This window comes from Nocardia sp. NPDC049707, assembly GCF_040674855.1.
Lineage (GTDB): Bacteria > Actinomycetota > Actinomycetes > Mycobacteriales > Mycobacteriaceae > Nocardia.
This window is the reverse complement of the sequence record NZ_JBFANN010000059.1, coordinates 20,323-40,646: the sequence shown is the minus strand read 5'-3', so window position 1 is coordinate 40,646 and position 20,324 is coordinate 20,323. Positions and strand designations below refer to the sequence as shown.

Below are 20,324 nucleotides of genomic sequence, written 5' to 3'. Positions count from 1 at the left end.
GCCCGCACACCATGGCGCATCTCGACCTCACCGGCCAACCCGGCACCCGACTCCCCCATCACCACCTGCCCGACGGTCGCTCGACACTCGACCTCCCGCCCCGACCATTGGTCGAAAGACCGTATTTCGGCTCAGGCCTTCACGATCGATACCCGCACGCCACCGACGATTTCGGCGGCATTCGCGCCAGGATCACCGAAAGTCAGCTCGGTGGCGAGGATTTCGCCCGCGATGAGGTCGCGGTGGGACTGTGCCCAGTCCTGCTTATCGGCGGGCACCGCGAGCACCACGATGATGCGATCGGAAACTTCCAGCCCCAGTGACTTTCGCGTCTCCTGCAGATCGCGGATCACATCGCGGGCCCAACCCTCGGCCTCGAGGTCCTCGGTCACCACCGAATCGAGGACGACCAGGCCCGCATTGCCGGGCAGGGCCGCGGTGGACTCCGGCTCGGCCGCGACCAGGCGCTGGGTGTACTCCTCCGGCAGCAGTTCGATGCCCGCGGCGGTGACCACACCGGCGGCGTTCTCGGACCATTCGCCCGCCTTCACCGCCTTGATCACGGTCTGCACATCCTTGCCGAGGCGCGGGCCCGCGGCGCGGGCGTTCACAACCAACTCGAAACGGCCGTGCACGGCGACATCGGTGGTCAGGTCGACCTTCTTGACATTCACCTCATCGGCGATGATATCGGCGAACGGCCGCAGCCGCTCGGCATCGGGCGCGGCGATGGTGACCTCGGTCAGCGGCAGGCGCACCCGCAGGTTCTGCGCCTTGCGCAGGCTCAGCACCGTCGAGCAGACCACCCGGACTTCGTCCATGGCGGCGACCAGATCCGGATCCTCCGGCAGCTCACCCTGCTTGGGCCAATCGGCCAGATGCACCGACCGCTCGCCGGTCAGTCCGCGCCAGATCACCTCCGAGATCAGCGGCAGCAGCGGCGCGGCCAGCCGGGTGACGATCTCGAGCACGGTATGCAGTGTGTCGACCGCATCCCGGTCCTCGTCCCAGAAGCGCGAACGTGACCGGCGCACATACCAATTGGTAAGCGCGTCGGCGAAGGCGCGCAATTCGTCACAGGCGCCGGCGATGTCGTAGACCTCGAGCGCCGCGGTCATCGCATCCTGGGTCGCGGCCAACTTGGCCAGAATGTAGCGGTCCAGCACATGCGGCGAATCCGTGCGCCACACACCGGATTTCGAGGCATAGAGCTGCAGGAAGGTCCACGCGTTCCACAGCGGGCGCAGCGCGTGGCTCACCCCCTCACGGATGCCGCGCTCGGTGACGATGAGATTGCCGCCGCGCAGGATCGGCGAACTCATCAGGAACCAGCGCATCGCATCGGAGCCATCCCGGTCGAACACCTCGTTCACATCCGGGTAGTTGCCCTTGGACTTACTCATCTTCAGCCCGTCGTCACCGAGCACGATGCCGTGCGCGACAACGGTTTTGAAGGCCGCGCTGTCGAACAGCGCGGTCGAGAGCACGTGCAGGTTGTAGAACCAGCCGCGAGTCTGCCCGTTGTACTCGACAATGAAATCGCCCGGGAAGTGGCCGTCGAACCACTCCTTGTTCTCGAACGGGTAGTGCACCTGGGCGTAGGGCATAGAGCCCGATTCGAACCAGCAGTCCAGCACCTCCGGCACCCGGCGCATGGTCGACTTACCGGTCGGATCATCGGGATTCGGCCGGGTCAGCTCGTCGATGGTCGGCCGGTGCAGATCGCTCGGGCGCACGCCGAAATCGCGCTCCAACTCGTCCAACGAACCGTACACATCGATCCGCGGGTAAGCCGGATCATCGGAGATCCACACCGGGATCGGGCTGCCCCAGTACCGGTTACGGCTGATATTCCAGTCTCGCGCACCCTCGAGCCACTTGCCGAACTGTCCATCGCGGATGTGTTCGGGCACCCAAGTGATCTGCTGATTCAGCTCGACCATGCGGTCGCGGAACTTGGTCACCGCGACGAACCAGGACGGCACCGCCATGTAGATCAGCGGCTGACCGGAGCGCCAGCTGTGCGGGTAGGAGTGCTCGATCGTCTCGTGCCGCAGCAGCTTTCCGGCCGCCTTGAGATCCTTGATGATCACCGGATTGGCGTCGAAGACCATCAGGCCCTCGTATGGCGGCACCATCGAGGTGAACTTGCCGCCCGGATCCAGCGGCTGCACGAGCTCGATGCCGTTGGCGCCGGCGACATCCATATCCTCCTCACCGAAGGCCGGTGCGAGGTGCACGATTCCGGTGCCGGAGTCGGTGGTCACGTAGTCGGCGGTCAGCACGCGGTGCGCGTTGGGATGGCCGACGAAGAAGTCGAACGGCGGGGTGTAGGACAGATCCGCGAGGGCGGCACCATCGAATTCGCCGAGCACCTCGACAGGAGCGGAGCCTGCGGAGCGACCAGAGGATTCAGCGTTGCCGAGTTCGCGGGCGTAGTGCGAGACCCGTTCGGCGGCCAGCAGATAGCGCTTGCCGTCGGTGCCGCGCACATGCACGTAGCGCACATCCGGATGCACCGCGATCGCGAGGTTCGACGGCAGCGTCCACGGCGTGGTGGTCCAGATGAGTGCGTTGGCGCCATCGAGTTCGTGCAGCGGATGCTCGCCGGGTACGCGCAGCACCATATCCACGGTGACGGCCGGATCCTGACGCATCTTGTAGGCGTCGTCGAGCCGGCTTTCCTGATTCGACAGCGGAGTCTGCTCGTACCAGCTGTAGGGCAGCACCCGGAACCCCTGGTAGATCAGGCCCTTGTCGTACAGCGACTTGAACGCCCACATCACCGACTCCATGAAGTCGAGATCCAGTGTCTTGTAGTCGTTGTCGAAGTCGACCCAGCGGGCCTGACGCGTCACATAATTACGCCATTCCCCCGTGTAGCGCAGTACCGAGGATTTACAGGCCGCGTTGAATTCCGCGAGCCCCATGGCATCGATCTGTGATTTGTCCGTGATACCGAGCTGCTTTTCCGCTTCGATTTCCGCGGGCAGTCCGTGACAGTCCCAGCCGAAACGTCGATCGACCTGCTTGCCGCGCATCGTCTGGAAACGCGGGATGACATCCTTCACGTACCCGGTGAGCAGATGTCCATAATGTGGCAATCCGTTGGCAAACGGCGGACCGTCATAGAAGACGAACTCCGCTGCACCCGAACGGTTCTCGATGCTGGCGCGGAAGGTGTCGTCGGCGGCCCAGCCGTCGAGTACCCGACGCTCCAGGTCCGGGAAGGATGCCCCGCTGCCGGCTGCGTAGCGACTGTTTGCAGGTCGCTCGACAGGGCCTGCCAGATCGACGCGCGGGTATGCGCTGCTCGAAGGTTCGTCCGCCATCGCGGATCCCGTCTCCTCGTGCCGCCGCGCCGTAGCGCGTAAGTGTCAGCACGGGGACGATGACGACGCCGGTTGCGTCGAAACCGCGGTACCACCCCGCTTGTCCGGGCGGCGCGCCGATCCGCGGCGACCAACCAGGACCTCTCGTTTCGAGCTGTGACGGGCTCACCCGTTCGGTTCTACTGGGCGCGGTGTGCGCACCGTTCTTCCGAAGACTCCCCGGTGATGGCCGGATCTACGCCGATTACATGTTTGATTCTAACCAGGACGGTCAAACCGATTTGTAGGGCCTACGATTACCGTTTCGCATGGCGACCAGGCGGTGGCGCGGTATCGCTATCAGAGCTGCGCATGGAAAGCGCGCTCACCAGCAACAGCACAGCGCCCATGATACAGACGAGGATGCACCCCCATGCCCACAGCACCGACCCGGTGGTCAGCGCGGTCACTAGCAGGGCGAACCCGATCGCGGCCAAGACAAGCGTCAAGACGAGCATATTGACCCCCTAGGCGTACCAGGCGGCTCGGCGTACCTCTAGCTACTCGAACAGCAACTACAGCGGAGATATCTCTCTACTACGAGAGACTACTTGGCGCCCTTGGCGAACGAGGCGGGAGCGAGATTGTTCGCGGTATTGACGTCCACGAAAGCCTCGCCGCCGTCCACCGGCACCGCCGAGCCGCGGTTCTCCAACTCCTCGAGCTGGGATTCCAGGTACGACTTCAGCCGCACGCGGTATTCCCGCTCGAAGGTCTTGAGCTGCTCGATCCGGCTTTCCAGCACGCTGCGCTGTTGGGTGATGGTGGCCATGATCTCGGTGTGCTTGCGCTCGGCATCGGCCTGCAGCGCGTCGGCCTTCTCCTTGGCCTGCCGTAGCTGATTGTCCGAACGGGTCTGGGCATCCGACAGCATCGCATCCGACTTCTGCCGCGCATCGGCGATCATCGCCTCCGAGCGGGTTCGCGCATCGCCGACCAGGCGCTCGGAATTGGCTCGCGCGTTCGACAGCAGATTCTCCGCTTCGAGCTTCGCATCGGTGGTCAGCCGGTCCGCCATCTCTTGGGCGAGGCTGAGTACCTTGGCCGCCTGCAGATTCGCATCGGCGCTCGGCGCATCCTTGGCTACCGGTACCGCGACCGGCATCGGAGGCGGCGGCGGGGCCTGCTGAACAGGTGGTTTGATGGGCTCGGGCTGGGGCGGTGGGGCTTGCGGAACTGGTGCTTTCACCACGGCATTGACATTGGCCGGACCGCGATTCTTCTTGGCATCAGCCAGTTCCGCATCGAGCTCGGCAACCCGCTGGCGCAGGTCGGCATTCTCCTCGATCAGACGCGAGAGCTCCTGCTCCACGAGATCCAGGAAGGCGTCTACCTCATCCTCGTTGTAGCCGCGCTTCCCGATCGGCGGTTTGCTGAACGCGACGTTGTGCACATCGGCTGGGGTCAGCGGCATGGAAGGATCCCTTCACGCGTCTTTGGGAGATCTAGCAGATCTAGCAAGCTATCTTCTCGGTTCATTCTGACACACCTGGGCTACCCGTCGGCGTGGCCGCCCACAAACGTCATCGAGATGAAGACGACGAAAAGCAGGACCATAATCGACAGATCGAGCCGAATTCCTCCCAATGACACCGGTGGTATCAACCGCCTCAGGAGTTTCACCGGAGGATCGGTGATCGTGAAGATCACCTCGAGGATCACGACGACGAAGCCACTCGGGCGCCAGTCTCGGGCAAAGCTACGGATGAACTCGACGATCACTCGGCTGATCAACAACAGCCAGAAGATGAACAGCACGAAGTACAACACCGCAAACAAGGCCACGACCTTACTCTGCCCGAAAATCCGCGCCGCGCAAAGTGACCACACCGCTGGCAACGGCTCGCAGATCGCTCGAAAACGTCAGCCCGATACCCAACGGGTCTGACAGAACCCCCGGAACACAAGCGTTATTTCTGGTTGTAGAAGCCGGTTTCGGCGATCCTGCGACGCTCCTCGGCCGAGACATCGACATCGGCGGGTGAGAGCAGGAACACTTTGGTCGCGACCTTGTCGAATGAGCCACGCAGCGCGAATGCGAGACCGGCGGCGAAGTCGACCAGCCGCTTCGCGTCGGCATTGCTCAGATCGACCAGGTCCATGATCACCGGGTTGCCCTCGCGGAAACGCTCACCGATAATGCGGGCCTCGCTGTAGTCGCGCGGGCGCAGCGTCGTGATCTTGGACAAGGGACCTCCGTCCTCGAAGATCCCCGGCCGACGCGCGGGCGCGGGCTCGGGGCGCACGCGCTCCTCCATTCGCCGCTCCTCGGCCTCGGGATCGACGGCGAGCGCACCCCTGGTGGCTCCCCGCAGCATCGGCGCATTGCCGCCCGCACGGAATCGGGACGCGCCCGGCGCGGCATCGATCCTGGTAGGGCGCGGCCGCGCGTCATAGCGGTCGTCCCCATAGGGCTCGTCGACATAATCGTCGCGCCGAGACACCGGGTATCCCGCCTTGTACGGCGACTTGTACGCCGGCTCCGCGTAATCCGGCTCGTCGGCATAGCGGTCGTCGGCATAGCGGTCCGCGCCGTAACCGGCGCGCTCGGAATAGTCACGGGGCCGGGGACGACGTGAGCCGCGCTCGTCCACACCGCGGGGGGCGGGTTCGGCGACGTAATCGTCTTCGTAATCCTCGAGCGGAACCATGCCGAAGTACGCCTTGAACTTGTGCAGCGTGCTCATTTCATAGACCTTCCTTCGGCCCCGGTGGCGGCCGGGTGTTGAAGTCTTGCTCAGTCCTCTCCAGTCCCAGCATATGTGTCAAATGTGACTGATGAGGTTCTTTGCTACGCCGAGGTTATCGGTCGAGCGCCCATCAAGGCGGTACCGACACGCACACAGGTAGCACCGTGTTCGATTGCCAATTCCAGATCACCCGACATGCCCGCGGAGAGTTCGGTCGCTTCGGGATGATCCGCGCGCACCAGCGCATGCACATGCGCAAGGCGTGCAAAAGCATCGGCGGGCACGGCGTCGAGCGGGGGAATCGCCATCAGGCCCACGAACTGCAGTCCTGGTGCGGTGGCCACCCGAGCGGTCAGTGCCGCAAGATCTTCCGGGGCGACGCCGCCCCGACCCGGATCCTCGTCCAGGCTCACCTGGACCAATACGCGAACCGGTTCAGCGCGCTCCCCCGAGTCCAAGGCGGCTCGCGCCGCGGTGTCAAGGGCCGTTGCCAGCCGTTCGCTGTCGACCGAGTGCACGGCATGTGCCCAGCGCGCGACGATCCGTGCCTTGTTGCGCTGCAGCCGACCGATCATGTGCCAGCGCACCTCCGCGAGGTCTGCCAGCTCGGCGACCTTCGCGGTGGCCTCCTGCTCCCTGGACTCGCCGAAATCCCGGCAGCCCAAGCGATGCAGGATAGCGATATCGGTGGCCGGGAAGAACTTCGTCACAGGCAGCAGCCGCACCGAGCCCGGATCACGCCCGGCCGCAAGGCAAGCCGCGCCGATGCGCTTGTTCAGATCGGCGAGATTCGCCGCGAGTTCGGCGGTCCGGCCGTCCATGGCCTCGGCGGCAATCGATTCCGGCCTCATGCGTCCGCCTGCATCCAGATGACACCCGCGATGCGACCGGTCGGTGCGCCACGGCGATGACTGAACAGCGTCTTGTCCTCGATCGTGCAGCGCGGATCGATGGCGACCGCGCCGATTCCCGCTTCGGTGAGCTGTCTGTTGATTCCGGCGCGCAGGTCGAGTGCGGGCGTGCCGCGCACGGTGGTTGTCGCGCTGCCGGGTAGATGCGCCTCGACGTCGGCGCGCATCGCGGCGGGCACCTCGTATTGACGGCCCGATGCTGCCGGGCCGAGAAAAGCGCCGATGCGCTCGATGCGGGCACCGGCCGAAACCATTGCATCCAAGACGCGCGGCACGATGCCGATGCGCGCACCGATCCGCCCGGCATGTACGGCCGCGATCACGCCTGCCTCGTCATCGGACAGCAGGATCGGCACGCAGTCCGCGGTGAGCACCACCAGTGCAAGACCTGGCACGGTCGTCACCACTGCGTCGGTGGCGGGCACCGGCGCATCCTGTGGCCCATCGATGATTTCGACTGTGCGCCCATGGATCTGTTCCATCCACACGAGCCGATCCGGTGACAGGCCGATACCCTCGGCCAGCCGGTCCCGGTTCCGCTGCACGGCCGCCGGGTCGTCCCCCACATGGTCCCCCAGATTGAACGAATCGTATGGCGGCGCCGAGAAACCGCCCGCTCTGGTGGTTGTCACTCGTCGAACGGTCAATGGCGGCGCTGCTCGCCCGCCTCCCCGGAACTTTTGCCGGTCGTCGAGTGCGTCAACGGCACCGTTGTGGGCCATCGGTCTTGTGCCTGGCCGAGTGCTGGGCATTCCCGACGAGTTACCCATGTGCGTACGAGATCTGTTGTTGCGTGGGCATACCGCCCAGTGTGCCAGTCCTGCCGAGCGATGTGCTCGTACCCTAGCGACGCATGAACGACGGCACGTCGACGTCGTCATCATCGTCGGTATCCGGCGGCTCGATATGCGAACGCGTATTGTGCGTGACCGTCGGGTCGGCCAGCGTGCGGGCCCGTTCGGAATCCCGGTAGCTGGGCACCGCGCCCCGAACGGAGCCGGTTTGACCTGCGGCGGAAGTGGTTTCGGTGCGCGCGGCGGCGGCGATCTCACTGGTCCGGCCGGTCGAGCCGATCTCACCGGCCCGGCCCGAACCGATCGCGCCGCGGCCCGCCTCGAAGGTGCGCCGCGCCGGCCCGCCGCCGTCGAAACCGGCCGCGATCACCGTGACGCGAACCTCATCGCCGAGCGAATCGTCGATGACGGTACCGAAGATGATATTCGCCTCGATATGCGCGGCCTCCTGCACCAGCGAGGCGGCCTCGTTGATTTCGAACAGACCCAGATCCGAACCGCCCGCGATCGAGAGCAGCACGCCGTGCGCGCCATCCATCGATGCCTCGAGCAGTGGCGAATTGATCGCCGATTCGGCGGCCTTGACCGAACGGCCCTCGCCACGCGCCGAACCGATACCCATCAACGCGCTTCCCGCGCCGGACATCACGCTCTTCACGTCGGCGAAGTCGACATTGATCAGACCCGGGGTGGTGATCAGGTCGGTAATGCCCTGCACACCGTTGAGCAGCACCTCATCGGCGGAGCGGAAGGCGTCCATCAGGCTCACCGCCGCATCGCCGAGCTGCAGCAGCCGATCGTTAGGGATGACGATGAGCGTGTCGCAGGATTCGCGCAGCAGGTTGATGCCCACTTCGGCCTGATTGCCACGCCGCTTGCCCTCGAAGGAAAACGGCCTCGTGACGACACCGATGGTGAGCGCGCCGAGCTTGCGCGCGATGCTCGCGACGACGGGTGCGCCACCGGTACCGGTGCCGCCGCCCTCACCCGCGGTGACGAAAACCATATCGGCGCCCTTGAGCACCTCTTCGATCTCGTCCTTGTGATCCTCGGCGGCTTTGCGACCGACCTCCGGGTCGGCACCGGCACCGAGACCGCGGGTGAGCTCACGGCCGACGTCGAGCTTGACGTCGGCATCGCTCATCAGCAGCGCCTGCGCGTCGGTGTTGACCGCGATGAACTCGACTCCCTTGAGTCCCTGTTCGATCATCCGGTTGACGGCATTCACGCCGCCGCCACCGATACCGACGACCTTGATCACCGCAAGGTAGTTGTGCGGGGGCGTCATGGGCCTTCGCCTTCCTTAGATCTAAAGTCTGTCGTTTTCGGACTCTCGACATTCGGCCTGTGGCAAGTCCGGGCAAACCCTAAACCTCAACCATAGGGTCAGCGTTATGTCAAGTATCCGACTGCTGCGGAACGCTATTCGCAGCCGCCGCGATAGACGCGCAGGCGCGCCGAAACGACTGACAGAATCTTGTGTGATCCCACTCGTCTCGCCGCGCAACACGTCATATCGTGAACGGTTGCCCCCGAACGCCCGGTCTCGCTGGGCTGTTCCCACTGCGGTCACAGTTCCATCGAAAAACCCCTGGGCACAAAGGGTATCGATCACTTTACCGTGACCAGATTCGGACTCGAAACATCGAACACCGTTCCATCGCGGGTCAACAGCGGCATCACCACGGCCGCCTTGCGTTCCGCGTCATTAGTTCCTCCCCACAGTACAGTGCGACCGTCGCGCAGGTTCAGGGAAATATTCGAAATCGACCGCGCGACAACCTCGTCCACTTGCACGACCAGCGCGGCAGGCAATACCGCCAAAACCGAGACCGCGGCCCGGGTCACCGGATCGGTGCCGTCCGGATATTCGGTGGTCAGCTTCGGAACACCGATGGGCGCGTCCTCGATCGCGAACTTCACACCCTCCGCATCAATCAGATGCGCGCCTTGCGGACTGTCCCAGAACAATACCGGCGTGCGCTCCACCACCGTCACCTTGACGGTGGACGGAAGTACCCGCTGCACCCGTGCGGTGCGGACCTTCGGAATGCTCGCCACCCGCCGGGCCATCGCATCGGTGTCGATGCGCAACATCGAGCGGCCGGACGGAATCTCGAGTTTGTCGCGCACCTGTTCCTCGGGCACCGCGACCAAACCGTCGATCTCGACCGTGCTCGCCGAAAGCACCGGGGTGAACCAGGCGAGTACGAGGACAACGGTAAGGACGCACACGCCCAGCCAACTCCACCGACGCAGGCGACCCCGGTGTGCCCGGTCGAACCAGTCACCGGCGGTGCGCATCGCGGGTCACCGCCCGTATTGCGGACGCGCGCGCAGCCCATCGAGAATCTGGCTGCCGAGCATCGTCACATCGCCCGCGCCCATGGTGATCACCACATCGCCGGGCAAGGCCAGGCCCGCGACCTGACGGCCGACCCGCGATATATCCGGCTGGTAATGCACGGGTTTGGTGACCGCTTGTGCGACCAGTGCCCCGTTGACACCCGGCAGCGGCTTCTCCCGCGCACCATAGACATCGAGCACGACGACCTCGTCGGCAAGGCTCAGAGCCGCGCCGAAATCCTGGGCGAAGGTGGCGGTGCGACTGTAGAGGTGCGGCTGGAACACCACGATGACCCGGCCCTGTCGGGAGCGGGCGCCATCCCGAGCCTCCTGCCGCACCAACTCGGCGGCCGCGCCGAGTACCGCGCGCACCTCGGTCGGATGGTGGGCGTAATCGTCGAAGACGCGCACGCCGTTTTCCCGGCCCACGAACTGGAACCGGCGGTGCACACCGCCGAAACCCTCCAGCCCCTGCACGATTTCGTCCACATCCGCACCAGCGGCGCGCGCGGCGAGCAGCGCGGCCAACGCGTTCAGCGCCATATGTCGACCGGGCACCGCGAGCCGCAGGGTACGCGGCGCGGCCTCGTCGGCGAGCTGGAACTGGGCCAGGCCGCCGACATCGCGCGGCTCCCAACTGTGCAGCCGCACGCCTACCGGCACCGGCGCGTCGGCCAGCTCACCCGATCCGTAGCCGAGCACCCGAACGTTCTTCTCCGCCAACCGCACACCGACCCGCTCGGTCAGCGCCCGCGAACCGGGATCGTCCAGACACACCACCAGCAGCCCGCCGGGACCGAGACGGTCGGCGAAATCGTCGAAGACCTGGACATAGGCCGCATCGGAACCGAAGAAATCCAGGTGATCGGATTCGATATTGGTGACCACGGCGACATCCGGGTGGTATTGCAGCAGTGAGCCGTCGCTCTCGTCGGCCTCGGCGACGAATATTTCGCCGGTGCCGTGATGGGCATTGGTCCCCGCCTCGTTGAGTTCGCCGCCGACCGCGAAGGACGGATCGAATCCACAGTGCTGTAAAGACACGATCAGCATGGAGGTAGTCGAGGTCTTGCCGTGCGTGCCCGAGACCAGCAATGTCCGATGTCCCTGCATCAGCGAGGCGAGCACGGCGGGACGCAACAGCACCGGAATATCGCGCCGATTCGCTTCGACCAGTTCGGGATTGGTCTTGGGGATGGCGGCATAGGTGGTGACCACCGCCGTCGGGCCGCCGGGCAGCAGGTCGAGGGCGCTGGCATCGTGACCGATGCGCACCTGAGCGCCGCGGGCCCGCAGCGCGAGCACGCCGCGGCTCTCCTTGGCGTCCGAACCGGAGACCGAGCCACCGCGCGCGAGCAGGATGCGGGCGATACCGGACATGCCCGCACCACCGATCCCGACCATATGCACCCGCGCCAATTCAGGCGGCAGGGCAGAGCGCGCCTCGTCGGCGCCGGATTCGACCGCCCCGGATTCGGTGGCATCGGCTCCCGTGGTCACCGGCCGCTCACCTCGACGACAACGCGTGCCAGCTCGTCGGCGGCGTCGCGGTGTCCGGCGCCTGCGGCGGACAGGCTCATTTCGATCAGCCGTGCGCGGTCGGTCAGCAGCGGTATCACCTCGTCGATCACGTATTTCGGGGTCAGCTCGGCATCCGGGACGATTCTGCCACCGCCCTGGCGGACGATCGGTCTGGCATTGAGTTCCTGTTCACCGTTGCCGTGTGGCAGCGGTACATAGAACGCGGGCAGGCCGACCGCCGACACCTCGGCGACGGTCATCGCGCCGGAGCGGCAGACGACCGCGTCGGCGGCGGCATAGGCCAGGTCCATCCGGGAAAGATACGGCACGGCGACATACCGCGCCCCACCTTCATCCGCATCCGGGACCTCGAGGGTGTTCTTGGGACCGTGCGCGTGCAGCACCGAGACGCCCGCCGCGGCCAGCTGTGCCGCCGCGCCGGAAATCGCCTTGTTCAACGAGACCGCCCCCTGCGAGCCACCGAAGACCAGCAGCACCGGTCCCTCGGCTGGCAGGCCGAAATGGGCACGGGCCTCGGCTTGCAGCGCGGCCCGATCCAGTGAGGTAATGGACCCGCGCACCGGAATGCCGATGACCTCGGCCTTGGCCAGACCCGAATCGGGTACGGCGGCAAGCACTCTGGCCGCGCGCCTGGCACCGACCTTATTGGCGATTCCGGCCTTGGCATTCGCCTCGTGCACCACCACCGGCACCGCACGCCTGCGGCCGAGCATGCCGCGGCCGGCCGCGAGGTAGGCCGGCAGTGCGACATAGCCGCCGAAGCCGACGATCACATCGGCCTCGACCGCGTCGATGACCGCCCTGGTCCGAGCCACCGACGCGCGGACACGGCCGGGCAGCCGCAGCAGATCCGCGGTCGGTTTGCGCGGCAACGGAACCGGCGGAATCAACTCCAGCGGATAACCGCGCTCGGGTACCAGTCTGGTCTCGAGTCCGCGTTCGGTGCCGAGTGCGGTGACCCGGATCGAATTGTCGAGTCGCCGCAACGCGTCGGCGACGGCCAGCGCGGGCTCGATATGTCCCGCGGTACCACCGCCCGCGACGATCACCGATAGTGGCTTGCGGGGTCGCTCCGCACTCACCTGGATCTTCCCCGATCTCTCGCATGGTTTATCGGATAGCTGGGCTCCCATGCCCTGGTCGCCCGCAGTGAACTCGTGCCCCTGCTCTCGGGCGCCCGCCGTCGACCGGAGTCGGATTGGGTCCGCCGCCCCTGCGGCAGCGCGGCCCGTGCCCGGTCGGCCTTGGCCCGTTCGGCCCGTGCCCGCTGTTCGGCCGCCCTGGCCTTGGCCGCGGCCGAGCGCGCACGCGCCGCGTCCGCCTTCGCCGGTGAGTACACCTCCGGCTTGGGCAATCGCAGCAGTCGGCTGACTCGGCCATCCTGTCCGGCCTGTAGTGCCGCGATCGCCTCGGGTTCGTGCCGGGCCGCATTGGCGATGATGCCGAACATGAACAGGGTGATCGCCAGCGACGAACCGCCCGCCGAAACCAGCGGCAACTGCAGACCGGTCACCGGGAGCAGGTTGACCACATAGCCGATATTGATCAGCGCCTGGCCGGTGATCCAGGTCGTCGCGGTCGCGGTGAGCAGCCGCAGGAACGGATCGACCGAACGGCTCGCAATGCGCAGGCCGGTATAGACGAACAGCGCGAACAGGCCCAGAACCAGTGCGCAGCCGAGGAATCCGAGTTCCTCGCCGATGATGGCGAAGATGAAGTCGTTGTGCGCATTCGGCAGGTACTGCCATTTGGCCCGGCTCTGGCCGAGGCCGCGACCCCAGATCCCGCCGTCGGCCAGCGAGTACAGCGCCTGGCGCGCTTGGTAATTGATGCCCTGCGGATCGTCGCCCGGATTGAAGAAGGCACGCATCCGGTCCGAACGATAACCGGCGGACAGCGCGAGAATGCCCGCGGCGATCATGCCCGCAATCGCGATGGTGACGAACAGCCGCACCGGCAGCCCACCGAACCACAGCAGTGCGGCGAGCACGATGCCGAGCGCAATGGTGGTCGACAGATTCGGCTCCAGCACGACGAGCAGACACACCAGCAGACCGGCGGGCACCAGCGGCACCAGAATATCCTTGAGCGCGGCGCGTTCCGAGCGGCGCGAGGCGAGCAGATGCGCACCCCACACCACCAGTGTCACCTTCACGATCTCCGACGGCTGCACCGAGATCGGCCCGATGAAGAACCAGCGCCGCGCACCCTGCACCTCGGAGCCGATGCCGGGAATCAGCACCAGCACCAGCGCCAGCACCGAGATCGCGAACAGCGGAAACGACCATTGCCGCAGTCGCCGCAACGAAATCCGCAGTGCCACATAGAACAGCACCGCGCCGATCACGGCGAACATGGCCTGCTGGATGAACAGCGAGTACGCCGACCCGCCGTCGACATACGCCTCGACGCTGGATGCCGACAACACCATGACCAGACCGAGCACCGTCAGCAGTGTCGCGATCGTGACGACCAGATGGAACGACGCGAGCGGGCGCGCCAGCCAGGCGCCGAACTTGGTGTCCGCCAGCCGATTCCGCCGTGCCGTCTCGGTCATAGATGCCGCCCGATGTCACCGACTTCCAGCGCGGCCACCGCCGCGGCGAAACTGCGCCCGCGGTGGGTGTAATCGGCGAACATATCCAAGGAAGCCGCGGCCGGAGCGAGCAGTACGGCGTCCCCAGCACGGGCAAACCCGGCCGCGGCGCGCACGGCCTGCGCCATCACGGCGTCGGCCGCGCTCTCATCGATACCGGCGTCACCCATGCCTGCATGGTCTCCCGCGCTGACCTCGACAACTGGGACCTCGGGCGCGTGTCGCGTCAATGCAGCCGCGATCACCGGCGCGTCGGCCCCGATCAGCACCGCGGCGACGAGGCGGTCGGCGATCTCCTCGACCAGATCCTCGACCGAGGCGCCCTTCAGCTGCCCACCGGCGATCCAGACCACCTGCGGGTGGCCGAGAATCGAGGAGCGGGCGGCATGCGGGTTGGTGGCCTTGGAGTCGTCGATGAACTCGACCTCGGCCACCTCACGCACGAACGCGGCCCGGTGCGGACCGACCTTGTGCTCGATGAGACCTTCCCGCACGAACTGCGGTGCCACATCGATGGCCCTGGTCACCGCGGCGGCGGCGAGTGCGTCGGCGACACCGGCGGGTCCCTTGGGGCTGATATCGCCGACCTCGGCCAGGATGGCGGCCTTGGTGAAAGCGCGGTCGAGCAGTTTGCCGTCCACGACACCGAGTTCGCCGTCGGCGGGTACGCCGATCCGGAAGCCGACCATCCGGCGCGCCTTACTGCGCCGGGCCAGCGAGGCGGCCACCGGATCATCGAGTCCGACGACACCGACACGGCCGTACAGCGCCCTGGACTTGGCTGCGGCGTAGGCATCGAGGCCGCCGTGCCAATCCAGGTGGTCCTCGGCCACATTCAGCACCACACCGGCCTCGGGCCGCACCGATGGCGCCCAATGCAATTGGAACGAGGACAGTTCGACCGCGAGCACCTGCGGACCGGGATTGCGGCGTAGCGCATCCAGGATCGGCAGCCCGATATTGCCGCAGGCGACACTGGCGATTCCGGCCGCGCGCAGGATGGAGTGCACCATCGAGGTGGTGGTGGTCTTGCCGTTGGTACCGGTCACCACCAGCCATTTGCGCACTGGACCGTAGATCCTGGCCTGATCGACCCACCAGGCGAACTCGACATCGCCCCAGACCGGGGTGCCCTCGGTCACCGCGGCGGCGAGCACCGGCGAATCCGGCCGCCAGCCCGGACTGGTGATGACCAGTGCGAAGCGGCTCCAGTCCGTGGTTTCCAGTTCGGTGCAGGTCGCAATGTCCAAGCCGAGTCCGGCCGCCTCGGCCAATGCGGCGGCACCGCCGTCCGTGACCACCGGACGCGCGCCGATATCGCGCAGCGGTTCGATCAACGAGCGGCCCGAGACGCCCCATCCGGCCACCAGAACGTCACGGCCACGCAGGAATTCGAGCATGGGCCCCGGTGTTCGCAGGGCACGCGGAGAATGTTCGACCATCGCTACTTCACCCGACCGCTGAGAGATATTCGCTGTAGAACAGGCCGAGTCCGACCGCCGACGCCATGGCCGCCAACAGCCAGAATCGGATGATCACCGTAGTCTCGGCCCACTTACTGAGTTCGAAGTGATGATGGAACGGCGCCATCTTGAACAGCCGGTTGCGGGTTGTGCGGTACACCGCGACTTGCAGCACCACCGATGCGGTTTCGGCGACGAACAGCGCACCGATCACGACCATCAGCAGTTCGGTGCGAGTGGTGATGGACAGACCCGCAAGCATGCCGCCCAGGGCCAGCGATCCGGTATCACCCATGAAGATCTTGGCGGGCGCGGCGTTCCACCACAGGAAGCCCACACACGCGGCGGCCGCCGAGGCACAGACCAGCGCCAGATCCAGCGGATCGCGCACGTTGTAGCAACCCGCCTCCGGAATCGTCGCGCAAGCGTTGCGGTACTGCCAGAACGTGATGATCACGTAGGCGCCCAGCACGAGGCTCATCGATCCCGCGGCCAGACCGTCCAGGCCGTCGGTCAGGTTCACCGCATTGGACCACGCGACGACCAGCAGACAGACCCAGCACACGAAGATGATCACGCCCATCGACACCGTGGTGATATCGCGGACATAGGACAGATGCTTACTGGCCGGAGTCAACCCGTTACCGCCGCGGAACTGCAAGGCGAGCACGCCGAAAATGACCGCGGCGCTGATCTGACCGATGTATTTGCCCGCGGCCGACAGCCCCAGATTGCGCTGCTTGCGCAGCTTGATGAAGTCGTCGAGGAAGCCGACCACACCGAGTGCGGTGGTCAGTCCGAGCACCAGAATGCCCGAGGCAGACGGTCCGTCGGCGTCGTAACCGATGCCGATCAGATGTGAGCCGAGGTAGCCGGCCCACATGCCGACCAGAATGGCCACACCACCCATGGTCGGGGTGCCGCGTTTGGCCTGATGACTAGCCGGACCATCGACCCGGATCTCCTGCCCGAAGCCCTGCCTGGCGAAGATCCGTATCAACAGTGGCGTCAACAGGATGGAGACCGCGAGCGCGATCCCCGCCGCGAACATAATCTGCCTCACGACTCCGCCTCGCTAGCGCTCGGCTCCGTCGTTCGGCCGATGGCCGCTGTATCCATGGTTCGCTCACTCCGCTCACTCACGACTCCGCCTCGCCAGCGCTCGACTCCGTCGTTCGGCCGAAGGCCGCTGTATCCATGGTTCGCTCGCTCCGCTCACTCACGACTCCGCCTCGCCAGCGCTCGACTCCGTCGTTCGGCCGAAGGCCGCTGTATCCATGGTTCGCTCGCTCCGCTCACTCACTCCCAGCGCCTCCGTGCTACCCCGGCTAGTTCCCGCACGTTCCGCGCTGGTCAAATGTTCGGCGACCGCCCACAGCCCGACCGCCTTGGACGCTTTGACCAGCACCACATCGCCCGGTTCGACCTCGCTGTCGAGCAGCGCGATGGCCGCACCGATATCGGGTACGAGGATCGACTCCTCGCCCCATGAGCCTTCCATTACCGCGCCCTGGTGCATCGCGTGGGATGGCCTTCCGGTACCGACCACGATCAACCGGGAGACATCAAGGCGCACCGCGAGGCGGCCGATCCGGTCGTGTTCGATGACGGATTCCTCGCCCAGTTCACCCATTTCACCGAGTACGGCCCAACTGCGGCGCGGGGAGTCGCCCACCCGCGACATGGTCACCAAGGCCTTGAGCGCGGCGCGCACCGAATCCGGATTGGCATTGTAGGAGTCGTTGACGACGGTGATGCCGTCGGCGGTGGTCCGCACATCCATGCGACGGGCCGATGCGGCATGCGCGCCGCCGAGTGCCCGCGCGATGGTGTCGAGATCCGCACCGCATTCGAGCGCGACGGCGGCGGCGGACAGCGCATTGCCGACCTGGTGTTCGCCGTGCACGGCGAGCCGCACCGGGATGCTGCCCTGCTTCGTGTGCAGGGTGAAGCCCGCGCGTGCCTCGGCATCGAGATGTACATCGGTGGCGCGGATTTCGGCATTGCCCGCCTGGCCGACCGTCACCACGCGGGCCTGCGTACGTGCGGCCATCGCGGCCACCTGCGGATCGTCGGCATTGAGGACCGCCAGCCCGGTCGACGGGAGTGCCTCGACGAGTTCGCCCTTGGTCTGCGCGATCGCCTCGCGACTGCCGAACTCACCGAGATGGGCGGCGCCGACATTGAGCACGACACCGATCTTCGGCGGCGCGACGCGCGCGAGCGCGGCGATATGGCCCGGACCGCGCGCGGACAGTTCCAACACCAGGAAGCGGGTGTCGGCGTCGGCGCGCAGCGCGGTCCACGGATGGCCGAGTTCGTTATTGAACGAACCGGGCGGTGCGACGACCGGACCGAGCGGTGTGAGCACGGCCGCGAGCAGATCCTTGGTCGAGGTCTTGCCCGACGAACCGGTCACTCCGATCACGGTGAGTCCGCCCGCCGCAGTGTTGGATTGGCCGCGCTCGTGGTGCCCTGCGTGGTTACGCTCCGCTACCGCCTCCGGGCCCGTCGCTCCCGCGGCGGAAAGACGTTCAACGCTCACCCGGGCGAGCGTAGCGAGCGCGACCAGTACTGCGGCCCCCGACCCATCCGAATCACCGGCCAGCGCAACGGATTTCGCGGGTACGGTGCCCGGACTCGGCGCCACCACGATCGCGGGCACGCCGACCGGGCGGGCCGCGAGCACCGCGACCGCACCGGCGTCGACGGCGGCCTTCGCATAGTCGTGGCCGTCGGCCTGCTCGCCGGGCAGGGCCAGGAAAAGATCCCCGGAACCGATTCGGCGCGAATCGAATTCGACCGAACCCGTTACCGTCACCTCCGGGTCGGGGGCGTCGTGCAGCGTGCCGCCGACGACCTCCGCGATCTCCCGCAGTGTCATCTCGATCATGAAACCGTCAAGTCCTCCGCGTCCGTCCCCTGCGGACTCTGCTCAGTGTTGTCGTGCCGCGGGCCCCGCTCCCGTTGCTCCAACGCCGCCGCGAGCACCTCGCGGTCGTCGAATGGATGCTTCACGCCCCGGATCTCCTGCCCTGCCTCATGTCCCTTACCCGCCACTAGCACCACGTCACCGGGACGGGCCCAGCCGACGGCGGCGGCAATGGCCGCGGCCCGGTCCCCGATTTCGCGCACCTCACCGCGTTCGGCCTCCTGGACCGCCAACGCACCTCGGCGCAGCGCGGCGCGGATCGCGGCCGGATCCTCGCTGCGCGGATTGTCATCGGTGATGATCAGCAGATCGGCGCCGCGGGCACCGGCCGCACCCATCAGCGGGCGCTTCCCCTCGTCCCGGTCGCCGCCCGCGCCGACGACCACGGCCAGCCGACCACCGCTACCATCCGCAGTACTGGATTCGCGGCGCTCCCGGTGCCCTCCGTGGTCACGCTCCGCTACCGCCTCCGGGCCCGTCGCTCCCGCCGCCAGATGACCGCGCAGCGTAGCGATCACCGACTCCACCGCCGCGGGCTTGTGCGCGTAGTCGACGATGGCCAGGAAGTCCTGTCCGCGCTCCACCCGCTGCATCCGGCCCGGCACGTCGACGGCGGCCAGTGCGGGTGCGACGACGGCGGGATCCACGCCGGCGGCGGTGCACACCGCAACCGCGAGCAGCCCGTTGGCGACGTTGTAGCGCCCCGGAAGTCGCAGGCGCACATCGACATTCGCCTCCGGTCCGGTGGCGCTGAATTCCTGCTCACCGCTGTGCGCGGATACCTCGCCGATCAGCTGCCAAGTACCGGAACCGGTGGTGGAAACGGTGATCGGATTCGCGAGATCGGCGGCCAGGCGTCGTCCCCATTCGTCATCGACGCAGATGACCGACGTGCGCGCGGCGATCGGCGACTCCGGTTCGAAAAGCCTGCGCTTGGCGGCGAAGTAATCCTCGAAGTCGGCGTGGAAGTCCAGGTGATCCTGCGAAAGATTGGTGAACGCACCCACAGCGAAGCGCACGCCGTCCACCCGCCCCAGCGCCAGCGCGTGGCTGGAAACCTCCATCACGACCGCGTCCACACCCTGCTCGACCATTAGCGCGAACATGGCATGCAACTGCGGCGCCTCGGGCGTGGTCAACGCGCTCGGCACCCGGGTACCGCCGATCCTGGTCTCGATGGTGCCGATCAGCGCGGTGGACAGGCCACTGGCGGCCAGCCCGGCCTCCACCAGATACGCGGTGGTCGTCTTGCCCGAGGTGCCGGTAATGCCGACGATGCGCAGCCGCTCGGACGGATTGCCGTAGAGCGCACCCGACAGCTCCCCGAGCACCGACCTGGGCTGCTCACGCACCAGCACCGGCACATCGAGCTCACCTACAAATTCGGCACCCGCGGCATCGGTGAACACCGCGAGCGCACCGCGTGCGACGGCATCGCGTGCGAAACGGGCGCCGTGCGCCTGCGCGCCCGGCAGTGCGGCGAACAGATCACCCGGTTGCACCGCATGCGAGCGCTGCTCGATGCCGGTGACCTGGATCTGCGCGAGGTCGGCTCGCGACGAGCCGGCACCGGTCATGGCCAGCACGGTGGACAACGACGTCGACCGCGGCTGGGTCGGCCGGAGCACGTGCTGGTTGGACTGTGCGGGCACAGGGCTCCTCTCGGGAATCGGCATGGA

At 66.5% G+C, this 20,324-nt stretch carries 16 protein-coding genes; all 16 read right to left on the bottom strand.

Going from position 1 to position 20,324, the window contains the following annotated elements:
- Positions 1 to 131: 131 nt before the first annotated feature.
- Positions 132 to 3,332, bottom strand: coding sequence for an isoleucine--tRNA ligase (gene ileS / locus AB0J29_RS33395; RefSeq protein ID WP_364794627.1), 3,201 nt, complete (start codon positions 3,330 to 3,332; stop codon positions 132 to 134).
- 296 nt (positions 3,333 to 3,628) lie between these two features.
- Positions 3,629 to 3,829, bottom strand: a complete 201-nt coding sequence (locus AB0J29_RS33390; protein WP_364506427.1) for a hypothetical protein — start codon at positions 3,827 to 3,829, stop codon at positions 3,629 to 3,631.
- 89 nt (positions 3,830 to 3,918) lie between these two features.
- Positions 3,919 to 4,785, bottom strand: coding sequence for a DivIVA domain-containing protein (locus AB0J29_RS33385; RefSeq protein WP_364794625.1), 867 nt, complete (start codon positions 4,783 to 4,785; stop codon positions 3,919 to 3,921).
- 80 nt (positions 4,786 to 4,865) lie between these two features.
- Positions 4,866 to 5,156, bottom strand: coding sequence for a YggT family protein (locus AB0J29_RS33380; RefSeq protein WP_040688811.1), 291 nt, complete (start codon positions 5,154 to 5,156; stop codon positions 4,866 to 4,868).
- A gap of 125 nt (positions 5,157 to 5,281) precedes the next feature.
- Positions 5,282 to 6,058, bottom strand: coding sequence for a cell division protein SepF (locus AB0J29_RS33375; protein WP_364794624.1), 777 nt, complete (start codon positions 6,056 to 6,058; stop codon positions 5,282 to 5,284).
- 104 nt (positions 6,059 to 6,162) lie between these two features.
- Complete coding sequence (locus AB0J29_RS33370) at positions 6,163 to 6,912, bottom strand: YggS family pyridoxal phosphate-dependent enzyme (protein ID WP_364794622.1); 750 nt, start codon at positions 6,910 to 6,912, stop codon at positions 6,163 to 6,165.
- On the bottom strand, positions 6,909 to 7,619 hold the full coding sequence (pgeF, locus tag AB0J29_RS33365) for a peptidoglycan editing factor PgeF (protein WP_364794620.1): 711 nt from the start codon (positions 7,617 to 7,619) through the stop codon (positions 6,909 to 6,911). The genes AB0J29_RS33370 and pgeF overlap by 4 nt, the downstream gene beginning before the upstream one ends.
- A 196-nt stretch (positions 7,620 to 7,815) precedes the next feature.
- Positions 7,816 to 9,054: a cell division protein FtsZ gene (ftsZ, locus tag AB0J29_RS33360; protein WP_364794618.1), complete on the bottom strand. Its 1,239-nt coding sequence runs from the start codon at positions 9,052 to 9,054 to the stop codon at positions 7,816 to 7,818.
- A 323-nt stretch (positions 9,055 to 9,377) separates the two neighbouring features.
- The gene (locus AB0J29_RS33355; RefSeq protein ID WP_364794616.1) at positions 9,378 to 10,070 is read right to left on the bottom strand and encodes an FtsQ-type POTRA domain-containing protein; all 693 of its coding nucleotides are present in this window, start codon (positions 10,068 to 10,070) and stop codon (positions 9,378 to 9,380) included.
- 6 nt (positions 10,071 to 10,076) lie between these two features.
- The gene (murC, locus tag AB0J29_RS33350; RefSeq protein WP_364794638.1) at positions 10,077 to 11,516 is read right to left on the bottom strand and encodes a UDP-N-acetylmuramate--L-alanine ligase; all 1,440 of its coding nucleotides are present in this window, start codon (positions 11,514 to 11,516) and stop codon (positions 10,077 to 10,079) included.
- A 92-nt stretch (positions 11,517 to 11,608) separates the two neighbouring features.
- Positions 11,609 to 12,736, bottom strand: a complete 1,128-nt coding sequence (gene murG, locus AB0J29_RS33345) for an undecaprenyldiphospho-muramoylpentapeptide beta-N-acetylglucosaminyltransferase (protein ID WP_364794614.1) — start codon at positions 12,734 to 12,736, stop codon at positions 11,609 to 11,611.
- Positions 12,733 to 14,211 (bottom strand): putative lipid II flippase FtsW, encoded by a 1,479-nt coding sequence (ftsW, locus tag AB0J29_RS33340; RefSeq protein WP_364794613.1) that lies wholly within the window; start codon positions 14,209 to 14,211, stop codon positions 12,733 to 12,735. The genes murG and ftsW overlap by 4 nt, the downstream gene beginning before the upstream one ends.
- Positions 14,208 to 15,650, bottom strand: a complete 1,443-nt coding sequence (gene murD, locus AB0J29_RS33335; protein WP_364794637.1) for a UDP-N-acetylmuramoyl-L-alanine--D-glutamate ligase — start codon at positions 15,648 to 15,650, stop codon at positions 14,208 to 14,210. Before murD ends, ftsW begins: the two co-directional genes overlap by 4 nt.
- Before the next feature lie 49 nt (positions 15,651 to 15,699).
- The gene (gene mraY / locus AB0J29_RS33330) at positions 15,700 to 16,776 is read right to left on the bottom strand and encodes a phospho-N-acetylmuramoyl-pentapeptide-transferase (protein ID WP_364794611.1); all 1,077 of its coding nucleotides are present in this window, start codon (positions 16,774 to 16,776) and stop codon (positions 15,700 to 15,702) included.
- A 156-nt stretch (positions 16,777 to 16,932) separates the two neighbouring features.
- The gene (murF, locus tag AB0J29_RS33325) at positions 16,933 to 18,606 is read right to left on the bottom strand and encodes a UDP-N-acetylmuramoyl-tripeptide--D-alanyl-D-alanine ligase (RefSeq protein WP_364794610.1); all 1,674 of its coding nucleotides are present in this window, start codon (positions 18,604 to 18,606) and stop codon (positions 16,933 to 16,935) included.
- Entirely contained in the window at positions 18,603 to 20,321 is a 1,719-nt protein-coding gene (locus tag AB0J29_RS33320) for a UDP-N-acetylmuramoyl-L-alanyl-D-glutamate--2,6-diaminopimelate ligase (RefSeq protein ID WP_364794608.1), read from the bottom strand. The genes murF and AB0J29_RS33320 overlap by 4 nt, the downstream gene beginning before the upstream one ends.
- Positions 20,322 to 20,324 lie beyond the last annotated feature (3 nt).

Coding starts and splice junctions, on each gene's coding strand:
- ftsZ (WP_364794618.1), bottom strand. CDS start 9,054: ATGACGCCCCCGCACAACTACCTTGCGGTGATCAAGGTCGTCGGTATC.
- AB0J29_RS33355 (WP_364794616.1), bottom strand. CDS start 10,070: ATGCGCACCGCCGGTGACTGGTTCGACCGGGCACACCGGGGTCGCCTG.
- AB0J29_RS33370 (WP_364794622.1), bottom strand. CDS start 6,912: ATGAGGCCGGAATCGATTGCCGCCGAGGCCATGGACGGCCGGACCGCC.
- murD (WP_364794637.1), bottom strand. CDS start 15,650: ATGCTCGAATTCCTGCGTGGCCGTGACGTTCTGGTGGCCGGATGGGGC.
- AB0J29_RS33390 (WP_364506427.1), bottom strand. CDS start 3,829: ATGCTCGTCTTGACGCTTGTCTTGGCCGCGATCGGGTTCGCCCTGCTA.
- ftsW (WP_364794613.1), bottom strand. CDS start 14,211: ATGACCGAGACGGCACGGCGGAATCGGCTGGCGGACACCAAGTTCGGC.
- AB0J29_RS33375 (WP_364794624.1), bottom strand. CDS start 6,058: ATGAGCACGCTGCACAAGTTCAAGGCGTACTTCGGCATGGTTCCGCTC.
- murF (WP_364794610.1), bottom strand. CDS start 18,606: ATGATCGAGATGACACTGCGGGAGATCGCGGAGGTCGTCGGCGGCACG.
- murC (WP_364794638.1), bottom strand. CDS start 11,516: ATGGTCGGGATCGGTGGTGCGGGCATGTCCGGTATCGCCCGCATCCTG.
- AB0J29_RS33385 (WP_364794625.1), bottom strand. CDS start 4,785: ATGCCGCTGACCCCAGCCGATGTGCACAACGTCGCGTTCAGCAAACCG.
- AB0J29_RS33320 (WP_364794608.1), bottom strand. CDS start 20,321: ATGCCGATTCCCGAGAGGAGCCCTGTGCCCGCACAGTCCAACCAGCAC.
- ileS (WP_364794627.1), bottom strand. CDS start 3,332: ATGGCGGACGAACCTTCGAGCAGCGCATACCCGCGCGTCGATCTGGCA.